This is a genomic window from Janthinobacterium sp. GW822-FHT07H11 (assembly GCF_058798615.1).
In genome coordinates this window covers 3,065,201-3,088,014 of record NZ_CM179507.1, presented here as the reverse complement: position 1 = coordinate 3,088,014, position 22,814 = coordinate 3,065,201, and the positions used below count along the sequence as shown (strand labels likewise).

The 22,814-nt window shown below is 67.6% G+C and carries 20 protein-coding genes and 1 pseudogene; 7 read left to right on the top strand and 14 right to left on the bottom strand.

What is annotated here, in order from left to right; all coding sequences use genetic code 11:
* Positions 1-133: 133 nt before the first annotated feature.
* Both AC3RCJ_RS13835 and gstA read left to right on the top strand, forming a co-directional pair.
* Positions 134-994 carry a LysR substrate-binding domain-containing protein gene (locus AC3RCJ_RS13835; protein WP_492964943.1) on the top strand — a complete coding sequence of 287 codons (861 nt, stop codon included), beginning with the start codon at positions 134-136 and terminating at the stop codon, positions 992-994.
* Positions 995-1,356: 362 nt separating this feature from the next.
* Positions 1,357-1,971, top strand: coding sequence for a glutathione transferase GstA (gstA, locus tag AC3RCJ_RS13830; RefSeq protein ID WP_492964944.1), 615 nt, complete (start codon positions 1,357-1,359; stop codon positions 1,969-1,971).
* Here the strand turns inward: gstA and panB are convergent.
* The 4 genes and pseudogenes from panB to AC3RCJ_RS13810 all read right to left on the bottom strand — a co-directional run.
* Positions 1,968-2,795, bottom strand: a complete 828-nt coding sequence (gene panB, locus AC3RCJ_RS13825) for a 3-methyl-2-oxobutanoate hydroxymethyltransferase (RefSeq protein ID WP_492964945.1) — start codon at positions 2,793-2,795, stop codon at positions 1,968-1,970. The genes gstA and panB overlap by 4 nt on opposite strands.
* Positions 2,796-2,818: 23 nt before the next feature.
* Positions 2,819-3,265, bottom strand: coding sequence for a PaaI family thioesterase (locus AC3RCJ_RS13820; protein ID WP_492964946.1), 447 nt, complete (start codon positions 3,263-3,265; stop codon positions 2,819-2,821).
* Between the two features lie 36 nt (positions 3,266-3,301).
* Complete coding sequence (locus AC3RCJ_RS13815; RefSeq protein ID WP_492965719.1) at positions 3,302-3,742, bottom strand: EamA family transporter; 441 nt, start codon at positions 3,740-3,742, stop codon at positions 3,302-3,304.
* Between the two features lie 139 nt (positions 3,743-3,881).
* A pseudogene (locus AC3RCJ_RS13810) lies at positions 3,882-4,208 on the bottom strand (EamA family transporter); the annotation flags it as partial.
* 147 nt (positions 4,209-4,355) lie between these two features.
* Between AC3RCJ_RS13810 and AC3RCJ_RS13805 the strand changes: the two are divergent.
* The 5 genes from AC3RCJ_RS13805 to AC3RCJ_RS13785 all read left to right on the top strand — a co-directional run bounded on the left by AC3RCJ_RS13805 (position 4,356) and on the right by AC3RCJ_RS13785 (position 8,860).
* Entirely contained in the window at positions 4,356-5,141 is a 786-nt protein-coding gene (locus AC3RCJ_RS13805) for an AraC family transcriptional regulator (RefSeq protein WP_492964947.1), read from the top strand.
* Positions 5,142-5,215: 74 nt separating this feature from the next.
* Entirely contained in the window at positions 5,216-6,322 is a 1,107-nt protein-coding gene (locus tag AC3RCJ_RS13800) for an acyl-CoA dehydrogenase family protein (RefSeq protein WP_492964948.1), read from the top strand.
* 173 nt (positions 6,323-6,495) lie between these two features.
* On the top strand, positions 6,496-7,329 hold the full coding sequence (locus AC3RCJ_RS13795; protein ID WP_492964949.1) for an HDOD domain-containing protein: 834 nt from the start codon (positions 6,496-6,498) through the stop codon (positions 7,327-7,329).
* Positions 7,330-7,469: 140 nt separating this feature from the next.
* On the top strand, positions 7,470-7,919 hold the full coding sequence (locus AC3RCJ_RS13790; protein WP_492965716.1) for a hypothetical protein: 450 nt from the start codon (positions 7,470-7,472) through the stop codon (positions 7,917-7,919).
* The gene (locus tag AC3RCJ_RS13785) at positions 7,916-8,860 is read left to right on the top strand and encodes a DUF2145 domain-containing protein (RefSeq protein WP_492964951.1); all 945 of its coding nucleotides are present in this window, start codon (positions 7,916-7,918) and stop codon (positions 8,858-8,860) included. The genes AC3RCJ_RS13790 and AC3RCJ_RS13785 overlap by 4 nt, the downstream gene beginning before the upstream one ends.
* Here AC3RCJ_RS13785 and AC3RCJ_RS13780 read toward each other — a convergent pair.
* The 10 genes from AC3RCJ_RS13780 to AC3RCJ_RS13735 all read right to left on the bottom strand — a co-directional run bounded on the left by AC3RCJ_RS13780 (position 8,857) and on the right by AC3RCJ_RS13735 (position 22,793).
* On the bottom strand, positions 8,857-10,146 hold the full coding sequence (locus AC3RCJ_RS13780) for a glycosyltransferase (protein ID WP_492964952.1): 1,290 nt from the start codon (positions 10,144-10,146) through the stop codon (positions 8,857-8,859). The two genes, AC3RCJ_RS13785 and AC3RCJ_RS13780, sit on opposite strands and share 4 nt — an antisense overlap.
* A gap of 24 nt (positions 10,147-10,170) precedes the next feature.
* Positions 10,171-10,647, bottom strand: a complete 477-nt coding sequence (locus AC3RCJ_RS13775; RefSeq protein ID WP_492964953.1) for a GNAT family N-acetyltransferase — start codon at positions 10,645-10,647, stop codon at positions 10,171-10,173.
* A 47-nt stretch (positions 10,648-10,694) separates the two neighbouring features.
* Positions 10,695-11,324 (bottom strand): Rossmann-fold NAD(P)-binding domain-containing protein, encoded by a 630-nt coding sequence (locus tag AC3RCJ_RS13770; protein WP_492964954.1) that lies wholly within the window; start codon positions 11,322-11,324, stop codon positions 10,695-10,697.
* A 46-nt stretch (positions 11,325-11,370) separates the two neighbouring features.
* The gene (locus tag AC3RCJ_RS13765; protein WP_492964955.1) at positions 11,371-12,651 is read right to left on the bottom strand and encodes an arsenic transporter; all 1,281 of its coding nucleotides are present in this window, start codon (positions 12,649-12,651) and stop codon (positions 11,371-11,373) included.
* A gap of 133 nt (positions 12,652-12,784) precedes the next feature.
* Positions 12,785-15,559, bottom strand: coding sequence for a heparinase II/III domain-containing protein (locus AC3RCJ_RS13760; protein ID WP_492964956.1), 2,775 nt, complete (start codon positions 15,557-15,559; stop codon positions 12,785-12,787).
* A gap of 141 nt (positions 15,560-15,700) precedes the next feature.
* A complete protein-coding gene (locus AC3RCJ_RS13755) occupies positions 15,701-17,323 on the bottom strand; it encodes a rhodanese homology domain-containing protein (RefSeq protein WP_492965712.1) in 1,623 nt (540 codons plus the stop codon).
* A 21-nt stretch (positions 17,324-17,344) separates the two neighbouring features.
* Positions 17,345-17,947 (bottom strand): cysteine dioxygenase family protein, encoded by a 603-nt coding sequence (locus AC3RCJ_RS13750; protein ID WP_492963459.1) that lies wholly within the window; start codon positions 17,945-17,947, stop codon positions 17,345-17,347.
* Between the two features lie 28 nt (positions 17,948-17,975).
* Positions 17,976-19,334, bottom strand: coding sequence for an LLM class flavin-dependent oxidoreductase (locus AC3RCJ_RS13745; protein ID WP_492963457.1), 1,359 nt, complete (start codon positions 19,332-19,334; stop codon positions 17,976-17,978).
* A complete protein-coding gene (locus AC3RCJ_RS13740) occupies positions 19,331-20,326 on the bottom strand; it encodes an ABC transporter substrate-binding protein (RefSeq protein ID WP_492963455.1) in 996 nt (331 codons plus the stop codon). The genes AC3RCJ_RS13745 and AC3RCJ_RS13740 overlap by 4 nt, the downstream gene beginning before the upstream one ends.
* On the bottom strand, positions 20,316-22,793 hold the full coding sequence (locus tag AC3RCJ_RS13735) for a TonB-dependent receptor plug domain-containing protein (protein WP_492963453.1): 2,478 nt from the start codon (positions 22,791-22,793) through the stop codon (positions 20,316-20,318). The genes AC3RCJ_RS13740 and AC3RCJ_RS13735 overlap by 11 nt, the downstream gene beginning before the upstream one ends.
* Positions 22,794-22,814: the final 21 nt, after the last annotated feature.

The window sequence follows — 22,814 nt, the reverse complement described above, 5'->3', positions numbered from 1 at the left end:
TCGTGGCCTTTGTTTAGCGGTGAAAGGGCGCCTGGCGCGGATACGCAGGCAGCGGCCATTCTAGGAGCGCCCCATTCATGAGGGAAATGATAAAATTTCACCCCATTCATTCATTTTCATCATGAGTCAGGCCATGGATTTCGATACCGCACTGCTGCGCGCCTTTGTGACCGTCCAGGAAACGGGCGGCTTTACGCGCGCGGCCGAGCGGCTGCACCTGAGCCAGTCCGCCGTCAGCCACCAGATCCGCCGCCTCGAAGAACAGGCTGGCACGGCCCTGCTGCTGCGCACCACGCGCAGCCTGAGCCTCACCGAGGATGGCGAAGACTTCCTGCGCCACGCGCGCCAGGTCCTGGCCGCGCACGAGGCGCTGTCGCGGCGCTTCCTGCGCTCCGCGATTGCCGGCGCCGTGCGCTTTGGCGTGCCGGAAAATTTCATGGGCGCGCGCCTGCCCGCCCTGCTGGCGCAGTTCGCGCACCTGTTTCCCGCCGTGCGCCTGGATGTGACGGTCGGCACCTATCTCGACTTGCAAAAACTGGTCGCCGCCGATGCGCTGGACCTGGCCGTGGTCATGGCCCTGGCCGGCGCCCCGGATGACACGGCCGTGCTGCGCCGCACGCGTTTCGTCTGGGCGGCGGCGCACGACTTCCACCACGACGGCCAGGCGCCGCTGCCGCTGGCGTTTTCACCGGCGCCCTGCCTGCACCGGCAAGTGGGCGTCGCCGCCCTCGATGGCGCCGGCCTGGACTGGCGCATGGCATTCACCTCGCCCAGCCAGCAGGGCTTGCGCGCCGCCGTGCTCGCTGGACTCGCCGTCACGGCCCTGCCGCAAGGCGACCTGGAAGCGGGCATGCTGGTCATCGACGGCCGACATGGCTTGCCCGCGCTGCCGGCCGCACAGTTCCAGCTGCTGTGGCGCGCCGCCGGCACCACGGCGGCGGCAGAAGCGTTCGGCCAACTGCTGCGCGAGTGGTCAGCCGCCGCGGCGGCATGACGGCGCAGCGTCCCAAGGCGCTGAAAAAACAGTGTGACATCGATGGCATTGTCAACCATGCAGGCATTGCCTCGCCCCCGCCAGCGGGTCACACCGACTTTGCCACCTTGCACAAGGTCTTCGATCTGAACGCGCGTGCCGCCAGGTGACACCGCGGTTCGCGCATGCGATGCAACAGCGCCGGCATGAGGCCGCGCCAGCCCTCGCCCGCGCTTACCTTGCTGCTCGACACCTTGCGCTCTTCCCGGGTTTGAGCCAGCGCAATTGTGTACCGGGCAGTGACAGTCCATGGCGCGTGCGCGCGTTTACCGCGCGGCGGCGCAGGGCTATAGTGGCATTTTCCCATCCGTTCAAGGATCGCCATGAAACTCTTTTACTCGCCGGGCGCCTGCTCGCAGGCACCGCACATCATCCTGCGCGAAACGGGCACGCCATGCACCCTGGTCAAGGTCGACCTGGGCCAGCACCGCACGCAGGAAGGCGGCAATTATTACGAACTCAACCCGAAAGGCCAGGTGCCGCTGCTGGCCCTCGACGATGGCACGACCTTGAGCGAAGGCCCCGTCATCGCCCAGTACATCGCCGAACAGGCCGGCAGGCAGGACCTGCTGCCGCCCGTGGGCAGCCTGGCCCGCTACAAGGTGCTGGAATGGCAGAACTACATCACGTCCGAACTGCATAAATCGTTCAGCCCCCTGTTCGATCCCCGCTACGACGCGGCCACCAAGGCCTTGTTCATCGAGCAACTGGGCAAAAAATTCAAGTGGGTGGACAGCCGCCTGGAAGGCCGTGCCTATCTGACGGGCGACACCTTCACCGTGGCCGACGCCTACCTGTTCGTCATCGCGGGCTGGGCGCCAGGCGTGGGGGTGGACTTGTCCGCGCTGGCGCATCTGCAAGCCTTCCTGGCAAGAGTGGGCCAGCGCGACAGCGTCAAGGCGGCACTGGCGGCGGAGGGACTGGAGAAAAGCGCTTAAAAGCAGTGTTGCGGCGCCGGGAACGCCCCTGCCTTGACGGCCGCCACATAGGCACTGAACGCGCCGCCGATGCCGGCTTGCCCCGTCATGAAGTCGCGCACGAAGCGCGCCTTCTTGCCAGGAAACACGTTGAGCATATCGTGCATGACGAGTATCTGGCCTGAACAGTCGGGACCGGCGCCGATGCCGATGGTGGGAATGGCCAGCAGCTGCGACACTTCCCGGCCCAGCGCGGCCGGTATGGCTTCGAGCAGCAACAGCGACGCGCCGGCCGCCTGCAGGGCCAGCGCGTCGGCTTGCAGCAAGGCTGCGCTGTGCGCCGTCTTGCCCTGCACCTTGAAGCCGCCCAGCTGGTGCACGGACTGCGGCGTCAAGCCCAGATGGGCGAACACGGGGATGCCCCGTTCGGTGAGAAAGCGCACGGTTTCGCACAGCCAGCCGCCGCCCTCCAGCTTGACCATGTGCGCGCCCGCCCGCATCAGCTGGACGGCAGTGTCATACGCCGCTTGCGGCGTGGCATAGCTGCCGAACGGCATGTCGGCCGCCAGCACGGCCGTACGGTTGCCGCGCGCCACGCTGGCCGTGTGGTAAACGATGTCGGCCACGCTGACGGGCAAGGTCGTGCCCTGCCCTTGCACCACATTGCCCAGCGAGTCGCCGACCAGCAGCAGTTCCACGCCACAGGCATTCATCAGGGTGGCGAAACTGGCGTCATAGCAAGTCAGGGCGCCGATCTTCTGCCCCGCGGCGCGCATGGCCTGCAAGGCTGGCACCGTCAACGGTTTGCTCCGCGGCAAGTGTTCATGGTGGTCTGGAGTGGACATAGTTTTCATTTCATCAAGTTATATCAAGTTTTCTCGGACTTGCCGTGCATCACCATGATGGTTTGCTGCATCAGCGCACACAGGGTTTCCTGGCCATCCTTGACGGCAAACACTTCGGCCTGCGTCACGATCAGCGTGCGGCCTGGCCGCACCACCTTGCCACGCGCAATCAATTTCTCGCCATCGGCGGGCGCCAGCAAGTTCATCTTGTATTCCACCGTCAACACGGACGCGCCTTCCGGCACCATGGTCATGGCCGCGTAGCCTGCGGCCGAGTCCGCAATCATGCCCACCACGCCGCCGTGCACGAAACCGTGCTGCTGCTCGATGCCGCTCCAGTGCGGCACATGGATTCCCGTGCTGCCCTGCGCCACCACGGGCAGGCTGGCGCGGATCAGGGTCATGGCATTCTGCAGATCAAAACTGGCGCGGACTCGGTCGGCGAATTGTGGGTCGGGAAGTCGTGTCATGGTGAAATACTTTCTCAAATGAACAGAAAAAAAGGCTTACGGCACCACTCTACCCTGCTTCTTGCGCGCCGCGAACAACACGCTCAAGGTGCCGCAGGCGCTGACCAGCACGATACCGGCCAGCACCAGCGCCGCGCCGAGCAGAAACGCCGTCGACACATGCTCGTCCAGCAACACCGCGCCCAGCAGCACGCCGAACAGCGGCGTCAGGAAGGAAAAGATGCCCAGGCGCGACGCCAGATAGCGGCGCAGCAAATGAAACCACGCCAGCAAGCTGGCAAACGAGACAATCACGGACTGGAATGCCAGGTTGCCGATGACCAGGGGCGTGGCCGTGAAAGCCAGCTGGCCCAGCATCGCCGCCGCGCCCAGCAGCAGCACGCAGCCCGCCGTCAACTGGTACAGCACCACTTGCGTGGCCGGCACGTGCGCCAGGCGCGAACAGCGCACCACCACCGTGGTGGCGCCCCATGCCATGCCAGCAGCCAGACACAGCAGGTCGCCCAGCAAGCCATGCGGATTGGCCAGCCCCCCCCGCTACCGGGACAAGGGGAACAAAGGCGACGACGATGCCGGCAAAGGCCAGCGCCACGCCGGCCCATTGCAGCGGGGCAAGGCGCTCGGACGGCAGCCGGAAATGCAAACCCAGCGCCACGAACAAAGGGCCCGTGTAGAGGAACACCACGGCATGCGCGGCGCTCGTGTATTGCAATCCCGCCCCCAGCAGCACGTATTCCAGCGCGAACAAGCCTCCCGCCAGCAGGCCCGGGCGCCAGGCGGCGCGCGCCTGCGCCAGGTTTTCGCGGCGCGCCAGCATCAGCAGGCCCACCAGCACGGCGGCCAGGCCCGAACGCAGCGCGATCTGCAACACGGGCGCCATGTCGCGCGCCGCCGCCTTGATGCCCACCTGCTGCAGACTCCATACGACGCACAGCAGTGTCATGACCACCACCGCCTGCCCATCCATTGCCTTGCGCATCTCCACAGTCTTCCTTGTCCATGTCGGAGTCCTCATTATCAATGGCGCGGCTTTTCTTGATATAGTGAGAATCCGACACTCCGCCCTTCATTGCAGCCAACCACAATGCCCGTGCCCACCGCAAGACATCTGCTGCTGGCGCCCTACAGCGGCGCCCTGCCAGCCGCCATCTGCTTTCGCAGCGCCGCCATGCCGGCCGCTGGGATTTATCCCAGCCACAGCCACTCCTGGGGCGAGTTCGTGTATGCGCTGGGCGGCGTGGTGGAAGTGCTGGTGGCAGGAAAACACTACCTGGTGCCGCCCCAGTACGGCATCTGGCTGCCGCCCCGCGTGGCGCATACGGGGCAGAACCGCCATCCCGCCTGCCACAGCTCGCTGTACGTGAGCGAAGCTCTGTGCGGGGAGCTGCCCGCCGCGCCATGCGCGCTGGCCGTCACGCCCTTCGTGCGCGCCATGCACGAGCACCTGCGCAGCCATCCGCCCGGCTTGCCGCAGACGAGTCATGAAGAGCGCCTCCTGTACGTATTGCTGGACCAGCTGGCGCGCGCCACGCCCGTGGGCAGCTATCTGCCCAGCTCGGATGACCCCATGCTGGGCAAGGTGCTGGCCATGCTCGACAGCAACCCTGGCGACGACCGCCCGCTGGCCGCGCTGGCGCAGGCCGTCAACACCACGGAGCGCACGCTGATGCGCCGCTGCCAGCGCGACCTCGGCATGAGCTTTGCCCAATGGCGCGCGCGGTTGCGCGTGATCAAGGCGATGGCCATGCTGGAAGCGGGCCAGACAGTGGAAAGCATCGCCTTCGACCTGGCATATGCCAGCTCCTCGGCCTTCATCACCATGTTCCGCAAGGTGACAGGCGAGACGCCGGACGAGTACCGGCGGCGCAGCGCCTAGCCGCACTCGCCAGGCGCCCGCAATGTCCCGCGCTGTGCGAAAATGCCCGCCTTCGCCATTGCCGGACTGGACTCATGCCGCACGCTGCCCTTGCTACCCTTGCTACCCTTGCCGAGCGCGACGCTCGACGCATCGCCCGCCACGCGGCCGCGGCCGACGCCGCCCGCTTCCTGCACCCGGCCCAGCAGGCCCTGCTGCACCAGCGCGGCTGGCTGACCATGCTGGCGCCGCGCAGCGCGGGCGGGGCCGAGCTGCCCTTGCCGCAGGCGGTGCGCCTGGAAGAAGCCGTGGCCGCCGTCGACGGCAGCATGGGCTGGGTGCTGACCCTGTGCGCGGGCGCGGGCTGGTTCGCCGGTTTCCTGGAACCTGAGCTGGCGCGCGCCATCGTCGGCACGCCGCGCGCCTGCCTGGGCGGCAGCGGCGCCGCCACCGGCCATGCGGAGGAAGACGGCGACGGCTACCGCATCACGGGCAGCTGGGACTACGCCAGCGGTGCGCCGATGGCCACCCACTTCACCCTGAACGCCCGGCTGCAGCGCGCTGGCCAGCCCCTGCTCGACGAACAAGGCCAGCCGCGCATCCGCGCCTTCCTCGTGCCGGCCGCGCTGGTGCGGCTGGTGCCGTCGTGGAACAGCCTGGGCATGCGCGCCAGCGCCTCGCACAGCTACCGCATCGACGGCCAATGGCTCGGCAAGGAACACGGTTTTACCATCAGTCCCGACACCGCGACGGCCGGCGGCCCGCTGTACCGCTACCCCTTCTATTCACTGGCGTATGTCACCCTGGCCGCCAACGTGGCCGGCATGGCTGCGCATTTCATGGAATTGGCCGAGGAATGCATGCGCCACCGCCGCCATGCGCGCGCCGGCTTGCCGCTGCTGGAGGTGCCGGAAGTGGCATCCTTTTTGCGTGACAAGCAGCAGGCGGTCGCTGCCGCCCGCGCGCATTTTTATGCCGTGCTCGACGACAGCTGGGCGCAGGTGGCGGCCGCTGCGCCGCTCGCTGCGGATGCCATGCAGGCAGTGCAGGCCAGTTCGCTAGACCTGGTGGCCGCAAGCCGCGCGGCCGTCGATGGCCTGTATCCGTATTGCGGCCTGTACGCGGCGCGCGAGGACAGCACCATCAACCGCGTGTGGCGCGATTTCCATACAGCCAGCCAGCACGCGCTGCTGCTGCCCTAGGCTGTTTGCCCCTCCGCAATGATGCTACGGCAGCGGCGGGCGGCCGAGGGCGGGTCCGGCATGGCGGCATGAAAAACATTCATTGTCACGGTGCGCCATCGAACGGCACCGGCGCCGGATTTGACAGATAATGTTAACTATTCCATACAGCAAACTTTTTCGGTACCCTACCCATGCACGTCGATACCCTCAGCAGCCTGGCGCAAATCCTGGCCAGCGCCGAACAGGAAACCCTGGCCTTTCCCACCAGCGTCAACACGGCGCTCCTGCTGCAGAAGGAACTGGCCAATCCCGATTGCCACTCGGCCGACATCAGCCGCCTGCTGCTGTGCGAACCGACGCTGTCGGCGCGCGCCGTGGCCATGGCCAATTCGGCGATGTTCGCGCGCGGCCTGGCCCCCGCCGTCACCAGCGTGCGCGCGGCGGTCGAGCGCCTGGGCCACCGCAACCTGTATGCGCTGGCGACGGCAGCCGTGATCCGCCAGCTGAACTCCGGCATCGCCGATTCCGCCTTGCGCGCCCGGGCCGGCGCGCTATGGACGCATACCGTGCACGTGGCGGCACTGGCGCACGAAGTCGCCCGCTGCGTCACGCACACGGATGCCGACACGGCGCTGTTCGCCGGCATCGTGCATGAGGTGGCCGGCTTTTACCTGCTGGCCCAGGCCGACAGGACGCCAGGCCTGTACGCGCAGCTGGAAGCGCAGATGGCGCCCGCGCTGGAAGTCATCGGCCGCGCGCTGATGCAGCAGCTGGGCGTGCCGTCCGTGGTGGCCGATGCCGTCAATGCCCTGCCCGGCTCCACCATCATGCTGCCGCCGGAAGGCCTGCGCGATACCTTGCTGCTGGCCAAGGCGCTGGCGCCCGTGGCGTCGCCGCTGCCGCAGGCGCCCGTCACCGTCAGCGAACGGCTGCAATCGTACCTGGCCACCGATCCCGTGCTGCATGCGCTGCGCACGGCGCCATCGGCCGAGGCGCGCGCGCTGATCGCCGTGCTGCTGAGCTGATCGCGGCGGTCCCGCCGATACATTCGGTAACAAAGTCCCCGGCAAAAAAAACCGGCCTGGCCGCCACCGCGCGGACCGGCCGTTATATGATGCGGCCGATACGCACGATTCCCTTTCCGCTCATCATGAAGGACACTGCCTTGACTACCTCCCTACGCCTGCTCGGCCTGGCCGCGGCGCTGACCGTGGCGTGCAACGCCAACGCCGACAGTTTCGCCTCGTCCGCTTCCAGCGCCGGTTCCGCCTCGAGCGGCAGCATTTCCACGTCGCTCAATGGCTCGAGCAACAGCTCGTCGCGCGACAACAAGGTGGCCAACGGCCCGTACCGCATCATCGACATCGCCGCCACGCCGGGGCGCGACGGCATGACCCGCCTGACCATGCGGGCCGATGCCGCACCCGCGCCGCTGGTGCTGGACCTGCCGCGGGCCGCCTTCGACCAGCAGCAGCTGGCGCAGGGCGACCTGGTGCACGCGCAAAACCGCGCCTACGGCATCGAATTCTCGCGCAACGACACGCGCGCCGCCTTCTTCCTCGTGCTGGCCGACGACTGGTACGGCGAACTGGCCACGCGTCCGGTCAGCCTTTGATCCCGCGTCTGCGCCACCTGGCACGGCTGCTGGGCGCCGGCGCCGCCCTCGCGCTGGCCGCCGGCGCGCATGCGGGATCGATGGCATCGTCGCGCTTTTGCGACCGCGCCCAGGCACTCACGGCCACGGAGCAGGACCGGCTGCTGCGCTTTGCCGCCGTGGTGCGCGAAGAACTGGCCGCCAGCGAAGGCAGCGTGGCGCTGATCAGCCGCTCGGGACTGGACCTGGCGCGCTTCGGCATCCGCTATTCGCACGCGGCGCTGGCCTGGCGCCATGACGACGACAGCGGCTGGTCCGCGCGCCAGCTGTACTACGCCTGCGACGAAGGCCGCCCGCGCATCTTCGACCAGGGCACGGCCGGTTTCGCCATGGGCACCGACGATGCCGCGCTCGGCTACATCTCGCTGGTGAAACTGCCGGCGGAAACGGTGGCGCCGCTGCGCCGCGCGCTGCTCGACCCGTCGCGCGTGCAGCTGCTGCTGGCGGGACGCTACAGCGCCAACGCCTATGCGTTCAGCCTGAAATACCAGAATTGCAATCAGTGGGTGGTGGAAATGCTGGCCTCCGCCTGGGGCGAACTGGCCGCGGGCGGCGACTTGCGCGCCCGCGCCCAGGACTGGCTGCGCGCCGCCCGGTATGCGCCCGCCCCCGTCGACGTGGGTGCGCGCTGGCTGATGCTCGGTTCGATCTTCGTGCCCCTCGTGCACATGGACGACCACCCGCCCGAGGCCATCGGCACGATGCAGCTGGCGGTCAGCCTGCCGGCCAGCCTGGAGGCGTTCGCGCGCCAGCGCCTGCCCGCCAGCGAACGCGTGGAAATCTGCCATGACGGCAGGCAGGTGGTGGTGCACCGGGGCTGGGAACCCATCGCCGACGGCTGCGTGCCCGGCCCGGGCGACCGGGTCATCGCCCTCGACGATACGCCGCACGACATCCCCTAAGCAGTCCGGGCGGCCAGCGCCGCTTCGACGTGATCGAGCAAGTGCGCTGGCTGCGGCCCCTGGCCCATCCGGCGGGCCACCTCGCCGCACGCCAGCTGGACCTCGGGCGCGGCCAGCAGACGCGCCAGCTGCCGCCGCATGCGCCGCACCGACAAACGCCTGGCCAGCAAGACATCGCCCACGCCGAGCCGCTTGGTCCTCCAGCCGTTGTCGAACTGGTCGTAGGCGAACGGCACGATCAGTTGCGGGATGCCCGCGCGGAAGGCGTCCGCGCTGGTGCCGATGCCGCCGTGGTGCACGATGGCCGCCACGCGCGGCAATAGCGCCGCGAACGGCGCGTGCGCCTGCCACATCACGTTCAGGGGCAAATGCTGCGGCACCTGTGCCGCATGGGACGTGAGGAACAGGCCGCGCCGCCCCAGCCGCCGCAACACTTCGAGGGCGATGCGGAAATAGCGTTGCGCGTGCTGGTGGCCGGTACCGGGCGTAAAGACGATGGGCGGCTCGCCCTCGCGCAGAAAGCGTTCCAGCTCCGGCGGCAGCGCCGCCGTTTGCTCCACGGCGGCGCCCGCGAAACCGGCTTGCGTGAAGTGCGGCGGCCAGTCCGCCTGCGGGGCGGCGAACCAGGCGGGGAACAGTCCCAGCGAGGCATCCGGCGCGGCCAGCATGTGCGCAAAAAAATGCGCTTCGGGCGGCAGTCCGTGCCGCGCGCGCGCCCCGTTCAGGCCGGGCAGCAGCACCGGGTCGACCATGCTGCGGTTGATCAGCCGCCACAGCGCCTGGCGCCAGGCCAGCGGCACCCAGGCGGGAATGCGCAGCGAGCCGGCCGCCAGGAAATCATGGCTGCTGCACAGATTCGATGGCGCCAGATAGGCCGCGACGATGCGCAGGTCGGGGCGTGCCGAGCGTGCCAGGGCGGCCATCGGCACGAGGAAGGGGTGGCACAGCACCACGCAATCCTGACCGTCCGGCAAGCCTTGCACCACGTCGCGCACGGCGCCCAGGTGCGGCACGAGGCCGCGCCACACCAAGCCCCAGCCCTTGCGCTCATCCCACAGGTCCGGGTCGCCCAGCATGGCCTGGCCTTCTTCCTGCGTGCCGAAGGTGCGATACGGCAGCCTTGATGCCAGCGCGGCCGTTTCCTGCCAGCCCGGCACCAGCAGCAGCACGCGCCGGCCCCGTTGCAGCAGGCCCCGGGCCAGCGCGATGAACGGTTGCATGTCGCCGCCGGTGCCGCTGCTGGCGACGATGACGAGCGGCGCTGGCGGGAGGTTGTCATCCGCCATGCCGCCCTCCGTGCCGGGCGGCGCTCATCGGTGCGCGCCGCGCGCCGGCAGCTGCAAAACCATATCCCACTGGTCGAGGCCGGGCCCGATGCCATCCGGCGTCACCTGCACGGGCACGAAACCGAAGCGCGCATAAAACCGCTGCGTGTGCTGGCTGGTGTTCATATTGACACGGCTAAGCTGCGGCATGGCGGCGATGGCATCCAGGCGCGCCTGCGTCAGTGCGCGGCCCAGCCCCTGGCCGTGCAGGTCTTGCGCCACCATGCCCCACGACAGGCTGGCCGTCGTGCCGTCCGCCTGGAGCACATGGCCGCCGCAGGCGACGATGCGCGCCGCACCATCGATGACGCGCTCGATGACAACATATGGCTGCGCCGCCGCATCGATCCAGGCGGCAAAGCGGACACGCTCCGAAGAGTCGAAAAAGCGCGGCGTATTGCCGTCGAACAGGGCCAGGCAGGCGTCGCGGTCGCCGGCCCGGTAGGGACGTATTGTTTGCATTTTACGTACTCAAAAGAACATGAATGCCGATTATAGGCGATGCGCATTCATGCCAGCTGCTCCGAACTGACGACATGCACGCCCGGCGCGGCGGCCAGCGCCGCTTCCAGCAGGGCATGCGCGATGCGCGGCGCGGGATTGATGCGCCAGCGGCGCGGCAGCAGCGGCCCCAGCACGCGCAACAGGCGCAAGGCGGCCCCCTCGCCAGCGCGCGCCACGTCGCGCTCGCCGCCGATCAGCCCCGGGCGCACGTAGGTGAGCGACGCAAAACCCAGCGGCTCGAGGTCGCGTTCCAGCTCGCCCTTGACGCGGTTGTAGAAGATGCGCGAGCCGGGATTGGCGCCGGCTGCGGAATTGAGCGCATACGCAGGCGTGCCGGCCGCCAGCGCCAGGCGCGCCACGGCCAGCGGATAGTCGTGGTCCACGCGCGAAAATGCCTGCCGCGTGCCGGCCAGCTTCATGGTCGTGCCCAGGGTGCAGATGACGGCATCCATCCGCCACCAGGGCGCGTCCGCCGGCAAGCGCTCGAAGTCGACGAGCGGCGCTTGCAATTTGCCATGCGCGGGCAAGGCCTTGCGCACGGGCGCGACGACACGGCTGACGCGCGCGTCGGCCAGCGCCAGGCGCAGCACTTCGCGGCCCACCAGGCCGGTGGCCCCCACAAGCAGTAATTTCATCGTTTCCCAATATAAAGTGGCTTTCAGCCAGCACCATACACGGAACTCAGGACAGGCGCAGCGCCAGCGCCGCCAGGGTCAGCAGCAGCACGGGCACGGTCAGCACGATGCCGACGCGGAAGTAATATCCCCAGGAAATGTGGATGTTCTTGCTGTCGAGCACATGCAGCCACAGCAAGGTGGCCAGGCTGCCGATGGGCGTGATCTTCGGCCCCAGGTCGCTGCCGATGACATTGGCATAGATCATCGCCTCGCGCACGGCGCCCTGCGCCGTCGTGGGATCGACGGCCAGCGCGCCCACCAGCACCGTCGGCAGATTGTTCATCACGGACGACAGCAAGGCCGTCAGCACCCCCGTGCCCATGGCCGCGCCCCACACGCCATATTGCGCAAAGTGATTCAGCACGCCCGTCAGATAGCCCGTCAGGCCGGCATTGCGCAAGCCGTACACGACCAGGTACATGCCCAGCGAAAAGACGACGATCTGCCACGGCGCATGGCGGATCACGTGCCGCGTGGAAATGACGTGCCCCCTGCCCGCCACGCCCAGCAACAGCGCCGCGCCGACGGCCGCGATCAGGCTGATGGGCACGCCAAGACTTTCCTGCGAAAAAAAGCCCACCAGCAGCAGCGCCAGCACCAGCCAGCCGGCGCGGAAGGTGGCGAGGTCGCGGATGGCGGCGCCGGGGCGTTTCAGCTGCGAGGCGTCGTAGTCGCGCGGAATGTCGTGGCGGAAAAAAACCAGCAAGGCCGCCAGGGTCGCCAGCACGGCGACCACGTTGACGGGCGCCATCACGGAGGCGTACTCGGCAAAGCCGATTTTGAAATAGTCGGCCGAGACGATATTGACCAGGTTGGACACCACCAGCGGCAGGCTGGCCGTGTCGGCGATGAAGCCGGCCGCCATGACGTAGGCCAGGGTGGCTTTCGCGGAAAATTTCAGGGCCCGCAGCATGGCGATGACGATGGGCGTCAAGATCAGCGCGGCGCCGTCATTCGCGAATACGGCGGACACGGCGGCGCCGAGCAAGACCAGCAGGGTAAACAGCTTGCGTCCGCTGCCGCCGCCCCAGCGCGCCACGTGCAGCGCCGCCCATTCGAAGAAGCCGGCCGCGTCAAGCAGCAGGCTGATGATGATCACGGCAATGAACGTGCCGGTGGCGTTCCACACGATGTGCCAGACGACGGGGATGTCGCCCCAGTGGATGACGCCGGCCAGCAGCGCCGCGCCGGCGCCGATGACGGCGCTCCAGCCGATGCCGAGGCCGCGCGGCTGCCAGATCACGAGAGTCAGCGTGGCGAGAAAGATGAGGAAAGCGGTCAGCATGCGGCGAGGTTCCGGATAAGGCGGCACGGCGCGCAATCGCGCCCAGGCCGGTGAATGGACACAATGATTCCATAATACTGGAAATATCAAATGGAATCAAAACAATGATTCACTTGCCAGGCTCTTGCCGCAGTTACTCGGACAGCTGCACCGCCTTTTTGTCGAAGACGAACCAGCTGGCATCGACCTGGACGAGCAGCTTGGTCGACGACAAATACTCGGCCGTCACGGAAACGGCATTGCAGTCTTCCTTCAGGACGATCAGGCTGGCCAGGGAATTGCTGCGCATCCTCGTCCTGTACGCGGTGTGATATTGCTCAGGTTCGCCTGCCGGCCATTCCATGTCCGGGTCCCCACCCGCCTCGGACCTCACCACCTCGGACATCTTTTCCGGCGCCGCAAACGTTCCGTCATAGCCGTGATAACTGACGCAGACGCTGACGCCATCGCCCGCATCGACCCGGAATTGCCGCGCCCCGATGTCCACCGGCGCCACCAGCGTCTGGTAATTCATCTGCCAGCGGCGCTTGGTTGCACTGTGTGCCCAATCGTAGATCAGGGCCACGCCCGCCTTCGGGTTATAGGCGACCGTGCGCACCGCGCCTTGCAGCAAGGGGTTCCAGATCCACGTTTTTATGTCGCGGCTGCGGTAGGCGGCCGTGGCATCCCCGGTGGCGACCGACCAGTCGCTCGTCTCGGCCGCATGAAAATTGATCAGCCTGCCATGTGGCTGCATATAAAACAGCGGCGCGCCCGGCACAACGGGGCTTGCCGCCGGCTCGGCCTGGCCTATGCCGGCATCGTCATGCCCCTCCCCGGCATCGAACGTCAGCGCGTTCTTGTAGCGCGTGGCGCGCGATATCCGCTGGTTCAGCGCCCGTTCAAAATTCTTGTAGATACCGCCTGAAATGAAAATACTCTTGCCTTTTGAAACAAAGGTAAAGGCATTGTTGTCCGCATGGCTGTGGTTGATGGAGCCAAGGCGGCTGGAACGGAAGAACAGGCTGGAACGCCGCGGATCGGCCGTAGTGGAATGCATGGCGACCACGCCCGCATCCTCGAACAGATACGTGCGCTTCAAGGCCGGCCGCACGGCGGGCTCAACGGGCGGTCTAATTGCCGTCAGAAAATAATGATGGAAAGGCAAGGAAAAAGACTGGGTCTGCTCAATATTGTCCCGGTAATACCATTCATCGACAGGATTTTGCGATACCTGGGCAAACAGGCGGTAGGAGTTCCAGGCATAGGATTCATAATCCCCGGTCAGGTTGCTGCCGTCGCCGAACGCACCGCGCACCTTGCTCCAGCGGTTGCGCACCGTCTGCGCATGGAAATTGTCGCCGAACTGCCGCAGCGCGGGGATACGGCTGAGATCCACGTTGGCCATCAACAGATACGAGGCCAGGGCCGGCGCATAGGCATTGAGCGAGTTCCACGCGTAACTGACACCATTGCCGAACGCGCTGTCCGTGCCGCCGCCCCACGTGCCGGAACTCGTGATCAGCGTTTCCCAGGCAGTGGTAAAACGGTCAACCGGCGCCAGCGGCTTGCCTTTTGCATTGCAGGACTTGTCATATTCCGCACCCTGTTCAAACGTCACGTCGCCGCCAGGTCCCTGGCCGACGGCACCGGCCGACAGCATCAGGGTTTGCACCGCATAATAGGCCGCGGCCAGCACATGGGAGTCATACGGATTGGCGCGCAAACTCGCCTCCATCTTGTACATCAGCGGGTTGAGCCGTTGGTTGATCACATTGATCAGCACATAGCGGTCCGCCGTGGTCATGTTGTTGTAAAACATGTCCAGCCCCTGGGCCAGGGTAAGCATGATCTGCCTGTTGGCCTGGTCCTGCCGGCATTCGCCGGTAGCGCCGTCGGGCGCCCAGCTGGCCAGCTGCAGCAGGCGGGCGATGGCCTGTGCGTGATACCGCTGGTCGCCCTTGAGCAGCGCCGCCACGGACAGCCGCTCTATCCCCTGGGCAGCCCTGAACGCTGCGTCGGCGATAGCTTCCGGTTTCAGGCCGATGGGCTCCGCCGGCATCGGGTACTTCGCATTGGCCAGTACCTGCTCCGCCTCGTCCAGATACGTTTTGTAGGACGCGGCCAGGGAGCTGGCCTGCACGGCGGCGTGGATGGCCGACGCTTGCATGACCTGGCCATCGGCCGCCAGCGGAATCAAGCGCGGATGCAAGCGCGGTCCGACCCTGGCCATGACTTCGGCGGCGGTGGGCAGGTCGGGCAGGTTGTCGACGGCATTGCCGTCGAAATGAAAGCGCCGGACCGCGCCGGACCTGCTCTGGCCGTCCGGCAGGCGATACTGCACCTGCCACGTGTACAGCCCGGTTTCACTCAACAGTTCCGGCAGGATCAGCGAGGTGCGCGTCGTGGGTATCTGCAATGGACTCTTTCCGCTAGGGAAATTTAGCGTCAAGACCGTCTGCGTGGCGTTATAAATCTCCGGCCAGACAAACACGGGGTTGCGCACCTTCACCGAGGCGCAGTCGCGCGGCTCGATGCGCGCATACTCATGGCTGAGGACAAAATCGGGCTCCTGCACGGGTTTGCAGCCAGCCGCGTACGCTTCGGGGATATAGTCCTTGTCCAGCACCATCGCGGGAGACAGTTCGATGGTGCGCGTGGCGGTTTCCCCCTCGCCAGGCGCGCTGGCCGTCAAGGTATGGCGCAGCGTGGCGGCATCGCCAGGCGCATACCTGACGATGCCGCTGTTGCCGCTCACCGGCACGCCATTGAGCATGACCGTGGCGGCCCCGCTCACCTCCCAGTGCAGGCGTACCGGCTGGCCTTCAACCACCGTCAGGTGATCGGCATCGAATGCCAGGATCGTGGGCGCGGCATGCGCGCCACCGAGGCAGGCAGATAACAACAGGGCGACGCGGGACTGGCGCATGCATGCTCCTCTTCAAAGGTGAACCAGGAAAGACACTGGTCCCGCAGCGGACGACAGGAGCAGTGATGTTATTTATATAATAACATCAAGGCAGCAAACATATTATTTTGAAATCATCGCCAGCCTCTGCCTGCCTGCGCGTCAGCTGGGCGGCAGCACCTTGAAGCCATGCGTGCCATCCCGGCCCAGCTGCGCCACCAGGCCGAATTCCCAGTCCAGGTAAGCCTGCATCTGTTCGCGCTGCTGGTCCGTGCCTTCATACGGACGGCGGTAGCGGTCGATCAGCGGCGAGGCGAGCCGGGACGGTCCGGTTTCCAGCGGCAAGCCCTGCTCCGCCCATGCGGCCGTACCGCCCGCCAGCACGAAGATGGGCAGGCTGGTCAGCGCGCGCAGGTCGGCGACGGCGAAGCGCGCCAGCAGGCTGCTGCCGCAGGTGAGCACATAGCGGCGCGCATCGGCTGGCAGCTTCGCCAGCGCCGCCCGCAAGTCCGAGCGCAGGGCAAACCAGGCGCCGGCCAGATGGCGCCTGTTGTAGTTGGCGCCGCTGGTAAAATCCAGCACCACCGTCTGGCGCGGCGCGGCGGCCAGCCATTGCGCCAGCTGCGCCGGGTCCACCTCATCGACGGCGGGCAGCGGCGGCAGCGGCGCGCTCCACGCGGCATTGCCCGCAAAATCGGCCGCCTGCGCGCCATCGACGACATGCACCTCATGGTTCATCTGGCGCAGCCACGAGGCGCTCATGTTGGCACGCACGCCGTCGTCGTCGAGCAGCACGAAACGGGCGCCGCGCACGGGGCCGAACTGCTCCGTCTCCTGCACCAGCTGGCCGCCGGGCGCGCTGCGGAAACGCGGCAGGCTGCCGCGCGCAAATTCCTCGGCACTGCGCACGTCCAGGTAATACGTGGTGCGCGCGTCGTCGCGCGCCAGCGCGTCCAGTTGCGCCACGTCCAGGCGCCGCACGCCGGCGCGCTCGGCCAGCGCGCGCGCGGCGGCGGCGGCCCCGCCGGTTCCCGCCTCGGCGTCATACGTGCGCGACTGCCCATGCTGCAACTGCTGGCCCGCCAGGGTCCAGCCGATGGTGCCGTTGCGCAGCGCCGCCACCCGGTTCGGCACGCCCCCATTGCGCAGCGACTGCGTGCCGATGATGCTGCGCGTGCGACCCGCGCAATTGACGATGATGGTGGTGGCCGGGTCCGGCGCCAGCGCGCGCGCGCGCAGGAGCAGCTCGGCGCCGGGCACGCTGATGCTGCCGGGGATGCTCATGGTCTGGTATTCGTCGAAGCGGCGCGCGTCGAGGATGACGATGTCGGCGCGGGCATCGATCAGCGCCTGCACTTCCTCGGCCGCCAGCGACGGCGTGCGGTTTTCTTCCTCGACCAGTTCGCCGAAGGCCTTGCTGGGTACATTCACGTCGCGGAACAACTCGCCGCCCGCCGCGCGCCAGCCGTCGACGCCGCCGTCGAACACGGCCACGTCCGTGTAGCCGAGCTGGCGCAGGCGCTCGGCCGCCACCTGGTCGTGGCCTTCGCCGCCGTCGATCACCACGATGGGCACGCCGCGCCGCGGCAGCTTGGTGTAGGCGTCAATCTCGATGCGCCCCAGCGGCAGGTTGGCGGCAAACAGCGGATGGGCCTGGGCATGCGGGTCTTCCTCGCGCACGTCGAGCAGCGCGATTTCCCGCCCGGCCAGCAATTCGGCGCGCACCTGCTGGTAGCTGCGGCGCGGGAAGACGGGCAAGGCCGTTTGTTGCGGATTTTTTGTCATGGTCGTAGCTATCGGTGAAAGTCAAAGGGAAGACGCCGCGTTCGCATACCCGGAACGGAACGGTTTTGCCGCGCCGTCCGGGCTGAACACGGAACGCTCCACGGCGCCGATATCGGCACCGTAAATGTGGATGCCGATCGAGACGCGGTCGTCATGGGCATTGGCCACCTGGTGGATATCGCCCAGCGCGGGCGACACCGCCGTCACCTCGCCCGTCGCCAGGCGCCGCGGCGGCCCCGTCCTGACCAGCGCGCCGTCGGCCGCGCGGCGAAAATCCTGCGACACTTCCGCGCCGCGCAACAGGCCGATCAAGCCCCACACGGTATGGTCGTGGATGGGCGTCGACTGGCCAGGCCCCCAGACGAAGCTGACCACGGAAAAGCGCGCCTGCGGATCGCGGTACAGCAGGTACTGGCGGTAATGCACGGGATCGGGCCGCGCCGCCTCCGGGGGCAGCCAGCCGTCGTCGGCCAGCAGCGCGCGCAGCAGGGCGCCGCCCTGCTCCACCAGCGCCGGCTCGGACGCGCCCTGCTCCAGCAGCGCGTCGAAGCCGTCGACGAGATGGCGCAGCGGCGCGGGCAGGTCAGCCTGCGTTTCAGCTTGTTTCCGGGTTTGCGTCGTCATGTTTTCCTCCTTGTGCGATGATAGCCGCTCATGCGGCCTGGCGGCGCGCGGCCGTATTGCGGTTTTCCGGCACGTCCAGCCCCAGGTGGCCGCGCAGGGTCGTATGCGCGTACTCGCGGCGCAGCAGGCCGCGTTCCTGCAGCACGGGCACCACGTGCGCGACAAACGCGTCAAGCTGATAGGGCAGCGACTCGAACAGGATGAAGCCGTCGGCCGCCCCGCCCGCAAACCAGCGTTCGATCGCGTCGGCCACCTGCGTGCCGGTGCCGACGAATTCCTGGCGCGGGCTGGCGTAGCGCAGCGCCGTCTGGCGCAGGCTCAGGCTTTCCTCGCGCGCCGTGCGCACGATGCGCTCGGACGCGCTGCGGTTGCTTTGCGCGCCGTATTGCGCGATGTCGGGGAATGGCGCATCGAGCGCATATTGCGTCAGGTCGTGCTCATTGAACGAGCGCGCCAGCGCCACCAGCGCATCCTCGATGCGCACCAGCGCCACGGCCTGCCGGTACAGTTCCTGCGCCTCTTCCTGCGTCGCGCCGACGATGGCGCGCAGGGCCGGCAGCACGGCCAGGCGCTCCGCCGGGCGGCCAAAACCCGCCGCGCGCGCCTTGATGTCCGTGTAGTAGGCCAGCGACGATTCGAACGTCGACCCCTCCGTGAAGAACGCTTCCGCATGGCGTGCCGAGAAATTGCGCCCCTCTTCCGAGGCCCCCGCCTGGAAGATCACGGGCTGGCCCTGCGGCGAGCGGCTGATGTTCAGCGGGCCGCGCACCTGGAAGAATTCGCCATGGTGATGCAGCGCGTGCAGCCGGGACGCATCGAAGAACTGGCCGCTGGCCTTGTCGTGGGTCAGCGCGTCGTCCTCCCACGAATCCCACAGGCCCTGCACCGTCTGCAGGTGCTCGGCGGCGATGCGGTAGCGCACCGCGTGCGGCGGATGCTGCGGCTTGCCATAGTTTTCCGCACTGCCCGAGAGCCAGGAAGTGACCACGTTCCAGCCGGCGCGGCCACGGCTCAGGTGGTCGAGCGAGGCGAACTGGCGCGCCACCGTGTACGGTTCGCTGTAGCTGACGGTCAGGGTGCCCACCAGCCCGATGTGGCTGGTGACGGTGGCCAGCGCGGAGAGGATCGTCAGCGGCTCGAAGCGGTTCAGGTAGTGCGGACTCGATTTTTCCGTGATATGCACGCTGTCGGCGACAAACAGGAAGTCGAACCTGCCCGCCTCGGCCAGCTTCGCCTGGCGGATATAGAAATCGACATCGGTGCTGGCGCCCGGCTGGGCGTCGGCATGGCGCCAGTCGCCCCAGCCGGGGCCGACGCCGTGCAGGATGAAGCCGAGTTTCAATTGCCGTGCCGCCGGGTCCTGCGTGGTGCGCGTTGTGGTGCTCATGTCAATGCTCCTAAGTTGGGGGGAAACAGGCTGGTGTCGACGAGCTGGCGCGCGTCGACCCTGCGCGGAAATAGTTTGGCGGCATACAAGGCGTCTGCCACCTGCTGCAATTGCGCGACGATCTGCGCGTCCGGCGCGCGCAGCTGCGGCCGGTCGCGCCCGACCACGAGTTTCACCACGTCGGGCGGCAGCCCGGTGATGCGCTCGAAGACCCTGGCATAGTCGGCCGGATGCGCGTTCGCCCACGCATTCGAGCGGGCCAGGCGCCGCAGCACGTCGGCCAGCGCGGCGCGCTTGCCCGCATGCGCGAGCGCCACATCGGAGGCGGCGATCACGCCGATGCCGGAATTGATGCCCACGCCGTCGCGCAGCACGCGCGCGCCGCGCAGTTCGGCGCTGGCCTGGTAGGTGCCGAAGGTGGCCCACGCTTCGACCTGGCCGCTGGCAAACGCCACCGCCGCGTCGCCAGGCAGCATAAAGCCGCATGTCACGTCGTCGATCGACAGGCCCGCCTCGCGCAGGGCGCCGAACAGCAGGTAATGGGCCACGCTGCCGCGCGCCGACGAAACGATCACTGAACGGCCCTTCAAGTCGGCCACCGACATGATGGGCGACTTCGGCGGCACCAGGATGGCCACGCCGGCCGGCGACGACACGCTGGCCGCCACCACCTTGACGCGCGCGCCGCCGGCTGCCGCCGCCAGGGCCGGCGTATCGGCGGCCATGGCCGTGTCCACGTCGCCCGAGACGACCGCCTCGAACAGCGGCGCGGCGCCCTGGAAGCTGGCCCATTCGATCGTGTACGGCGCGCCAGCGAGCACGCCGGCCGCTTCCGCCTTCGAGCGCAGCAGGTTGACCTGGTCGCCCAGCACCAGCGTGACTGCCGACAGTTCGCTGGAGGACGGCGCCAGCACTTTTTCGCCGCAGGCGGCCAGCAGGGCGGCGGCCGGCAAGGCGCCCAGCAGGCGGCGGCGCCACGGATCAAAAGTCATACGACGCCTTGGCATAGTAATAGGCGCCGGTGGGCGCGAATGGCGACGGGCCATAGACGAAGCCCGACGATCCCGTGTTGGCGTCGCCGGGACCGTTCTTGTCCGGGAAGACGTTGAACAGGTTGGCCGCGCCCAGCAGCAGCTTGCCATGCTTGCCCAGCGCATAGCTCACGTCGAGATCGGTCAGCCATTTGGCGCCAAAATGGTAGTCCTGCGCGCGCCTGGCCGTCGTCTGCCAGGTGGACTTGTCGTAGCGCGTGGCTTGCAGGTTGACGTCGAACTGGCCGATGAACCAGCGCGCCGACAGTATCAGCTTGGTGCGCGGCGATGCCGTCAGGTCGCCGATGCCGCCGCCTGCCGCATAGCCGTACCATACCTGCGTGCCGCCAGGATTGGCGCCCAGCGCCGTGATCTCGGCCGGCGTGGCCTTCACCTCCAGCAGCGCCGTGCGGTTCCAGTTCAGTGCCGCGCCCCAGCGCACCACTCCGAGCGCGCCGTAGTCGGACGTCGCGTCAGCCACCAGGTCGGCGCCGCGCGTGCGCGTGTCGACGCCATTGGCGAAATACTGCACCCATTCGCTGCCCGTCAGCCCGGCGCCTTTCAGCAGCGGCGCGAAGGCCGGGCCGAACATGTAAGCGGTGCGCACGATGCGGTCGCGGATGCGGATTTGATACGCATCGAGCGTGATGTTGGCGCTGTCGCCGGCCTTGAAGACGATGCCCAGGCCCGCGTTCGTGGATTTTTCCGGCGCCAGGTCGCGCGCGCCGAACTGGCGCGCCAGCGTGGAATCGTTGCGCAGCAGCTTGGACAGGCTGGGCGCCACTTCTCCCGTGACGGGGTTGATATTGGTGCGGTTGTCCGTCTGCGCGTAGCCGAGCTGGGTCAGCGACGGCGCGCGGAAGCCCGTGCCCACGGTGCCGCGCACGGCGAGGCGCGGCGTGATGTCGTAGCGCGAATTGAGCTTGCCGCTGAGGGTATTGCCGGCGCTGTCATTGTAGTGTTCGCCGCGCACGGCCACGTCGACAAACCAGTCGGCCGCAGGATAGAAGCCGATGTCGTTGTACAGCGCCAGCACCGTGCGCGCGATGCGCGTGGCGTCAAGCGGGGACAGCGCCACGCCCGCCTGCGCGCCGACGGCGGCCGGCTTGCCCACGTTCGGGTTGCCTTCCTGGTCGCCCGGCTTGAAGAGATAGCCGCCATTGAGATAGCCGAGCGGATCGCCGGCATACGTGGTGAAGCGTTCCAGGCGCTGCTCCGCGCCCAGCGACCATTGCAGCGGCTTGCTCCAGCCGATGTCGAAGGCGCGCGTCACATCCTCGTTGGTGGTCCATTGTTCGAACTGGTAGATGGCCAGCTTGTCGAAGCTGGTGGGCGAAGCGGGGCCCAGCGAAGGATTGCTGCTCAGGTTGCTGTACTGGCGCGCGCGGTTCTTGCCGTAGCCCGTGCTCACGTCCCAGTGCCAGCCGGCCGCCTTGCCGCGCGCGCCCGCAGTGAGCTGGAAGTCGTAGGCGCTCATGTTGTTTTCGGCGAAGTACCCGTCCGGAAACAGCTGGCCCAGGGTGGCCAGGCCGTTCGCGCGGCGAAAGTTGTTGCCGGCGACGGTATTGCGCGTGCCCGCCGTGCCGAATGCATACAGGGTCGCGCCCGACGCGGCATGCGGCAGTTCCGCGTTGAAGGCCAGGTTATAGGCTTCGATGCCGGGATCGCCGTTGCGCGCGCCGTCGCGGTTCCAGCTCGCGTTCTTCGGATTGCCGGCCGGCGAATAATTGACGGGATTGGCGGACTTGAAATTGTTCCACGACTGGCCGCGCTGGCGCGCATTCGCGGCGACATGCACGAAGCCGTCCTGGCCCAGCCTGAAGCCGGCGTCCGCTTCCAGCTTGAAGTCGTTCAGCTTGCCCTGCCCTTCCTGCAGGCGGCCCGCGGCGAGGCCCAGCGAACCGCCATGCTCGCCCGTCTTCAGGATCACGTTGACCACGCCGGCCACGGCATCTGAGCCGTATTGGGCGGCCGCGCTATCCTTGAGCACTTCGATATGGTCGATGGCGGACAGCGGTATCGTATCGAGGTCGATCGGATTCACGCCGCTGGTGTCGCCGCCGCCATTCGTCAGCAGGGCCGCATTGTGGCGCCGCTTGCCGTTGACCAGCACCAGCGTATAGGCAGGCCCCATGCCGCGGTTGCTGACGGGACGCACGACGGAATTGACGCCGGCCTGGTTGGTGCCGAAGTTAAACGAGGGCAGCAGGCGCGCCAGCGCCTCGCTCAACTCGGCCCGTCCCGTGTGCAGCAACTGTTCGCCATTGATCACGTCGATGGGCGCGGGGCTGTCGGCCACGGTGCGCTGTTCGCCGCGCACGCCCGTGGTCACCACCACGTCCTGTACCTGGCCGATGCCGTTCTGCGCCTGCGCCAGGGATGTCGCGCTGCCGCCGGCCAGGCCGCAGGCCAGCAGCGCGAGGTGCACGGGTTGGTATCGGAGCCGCTG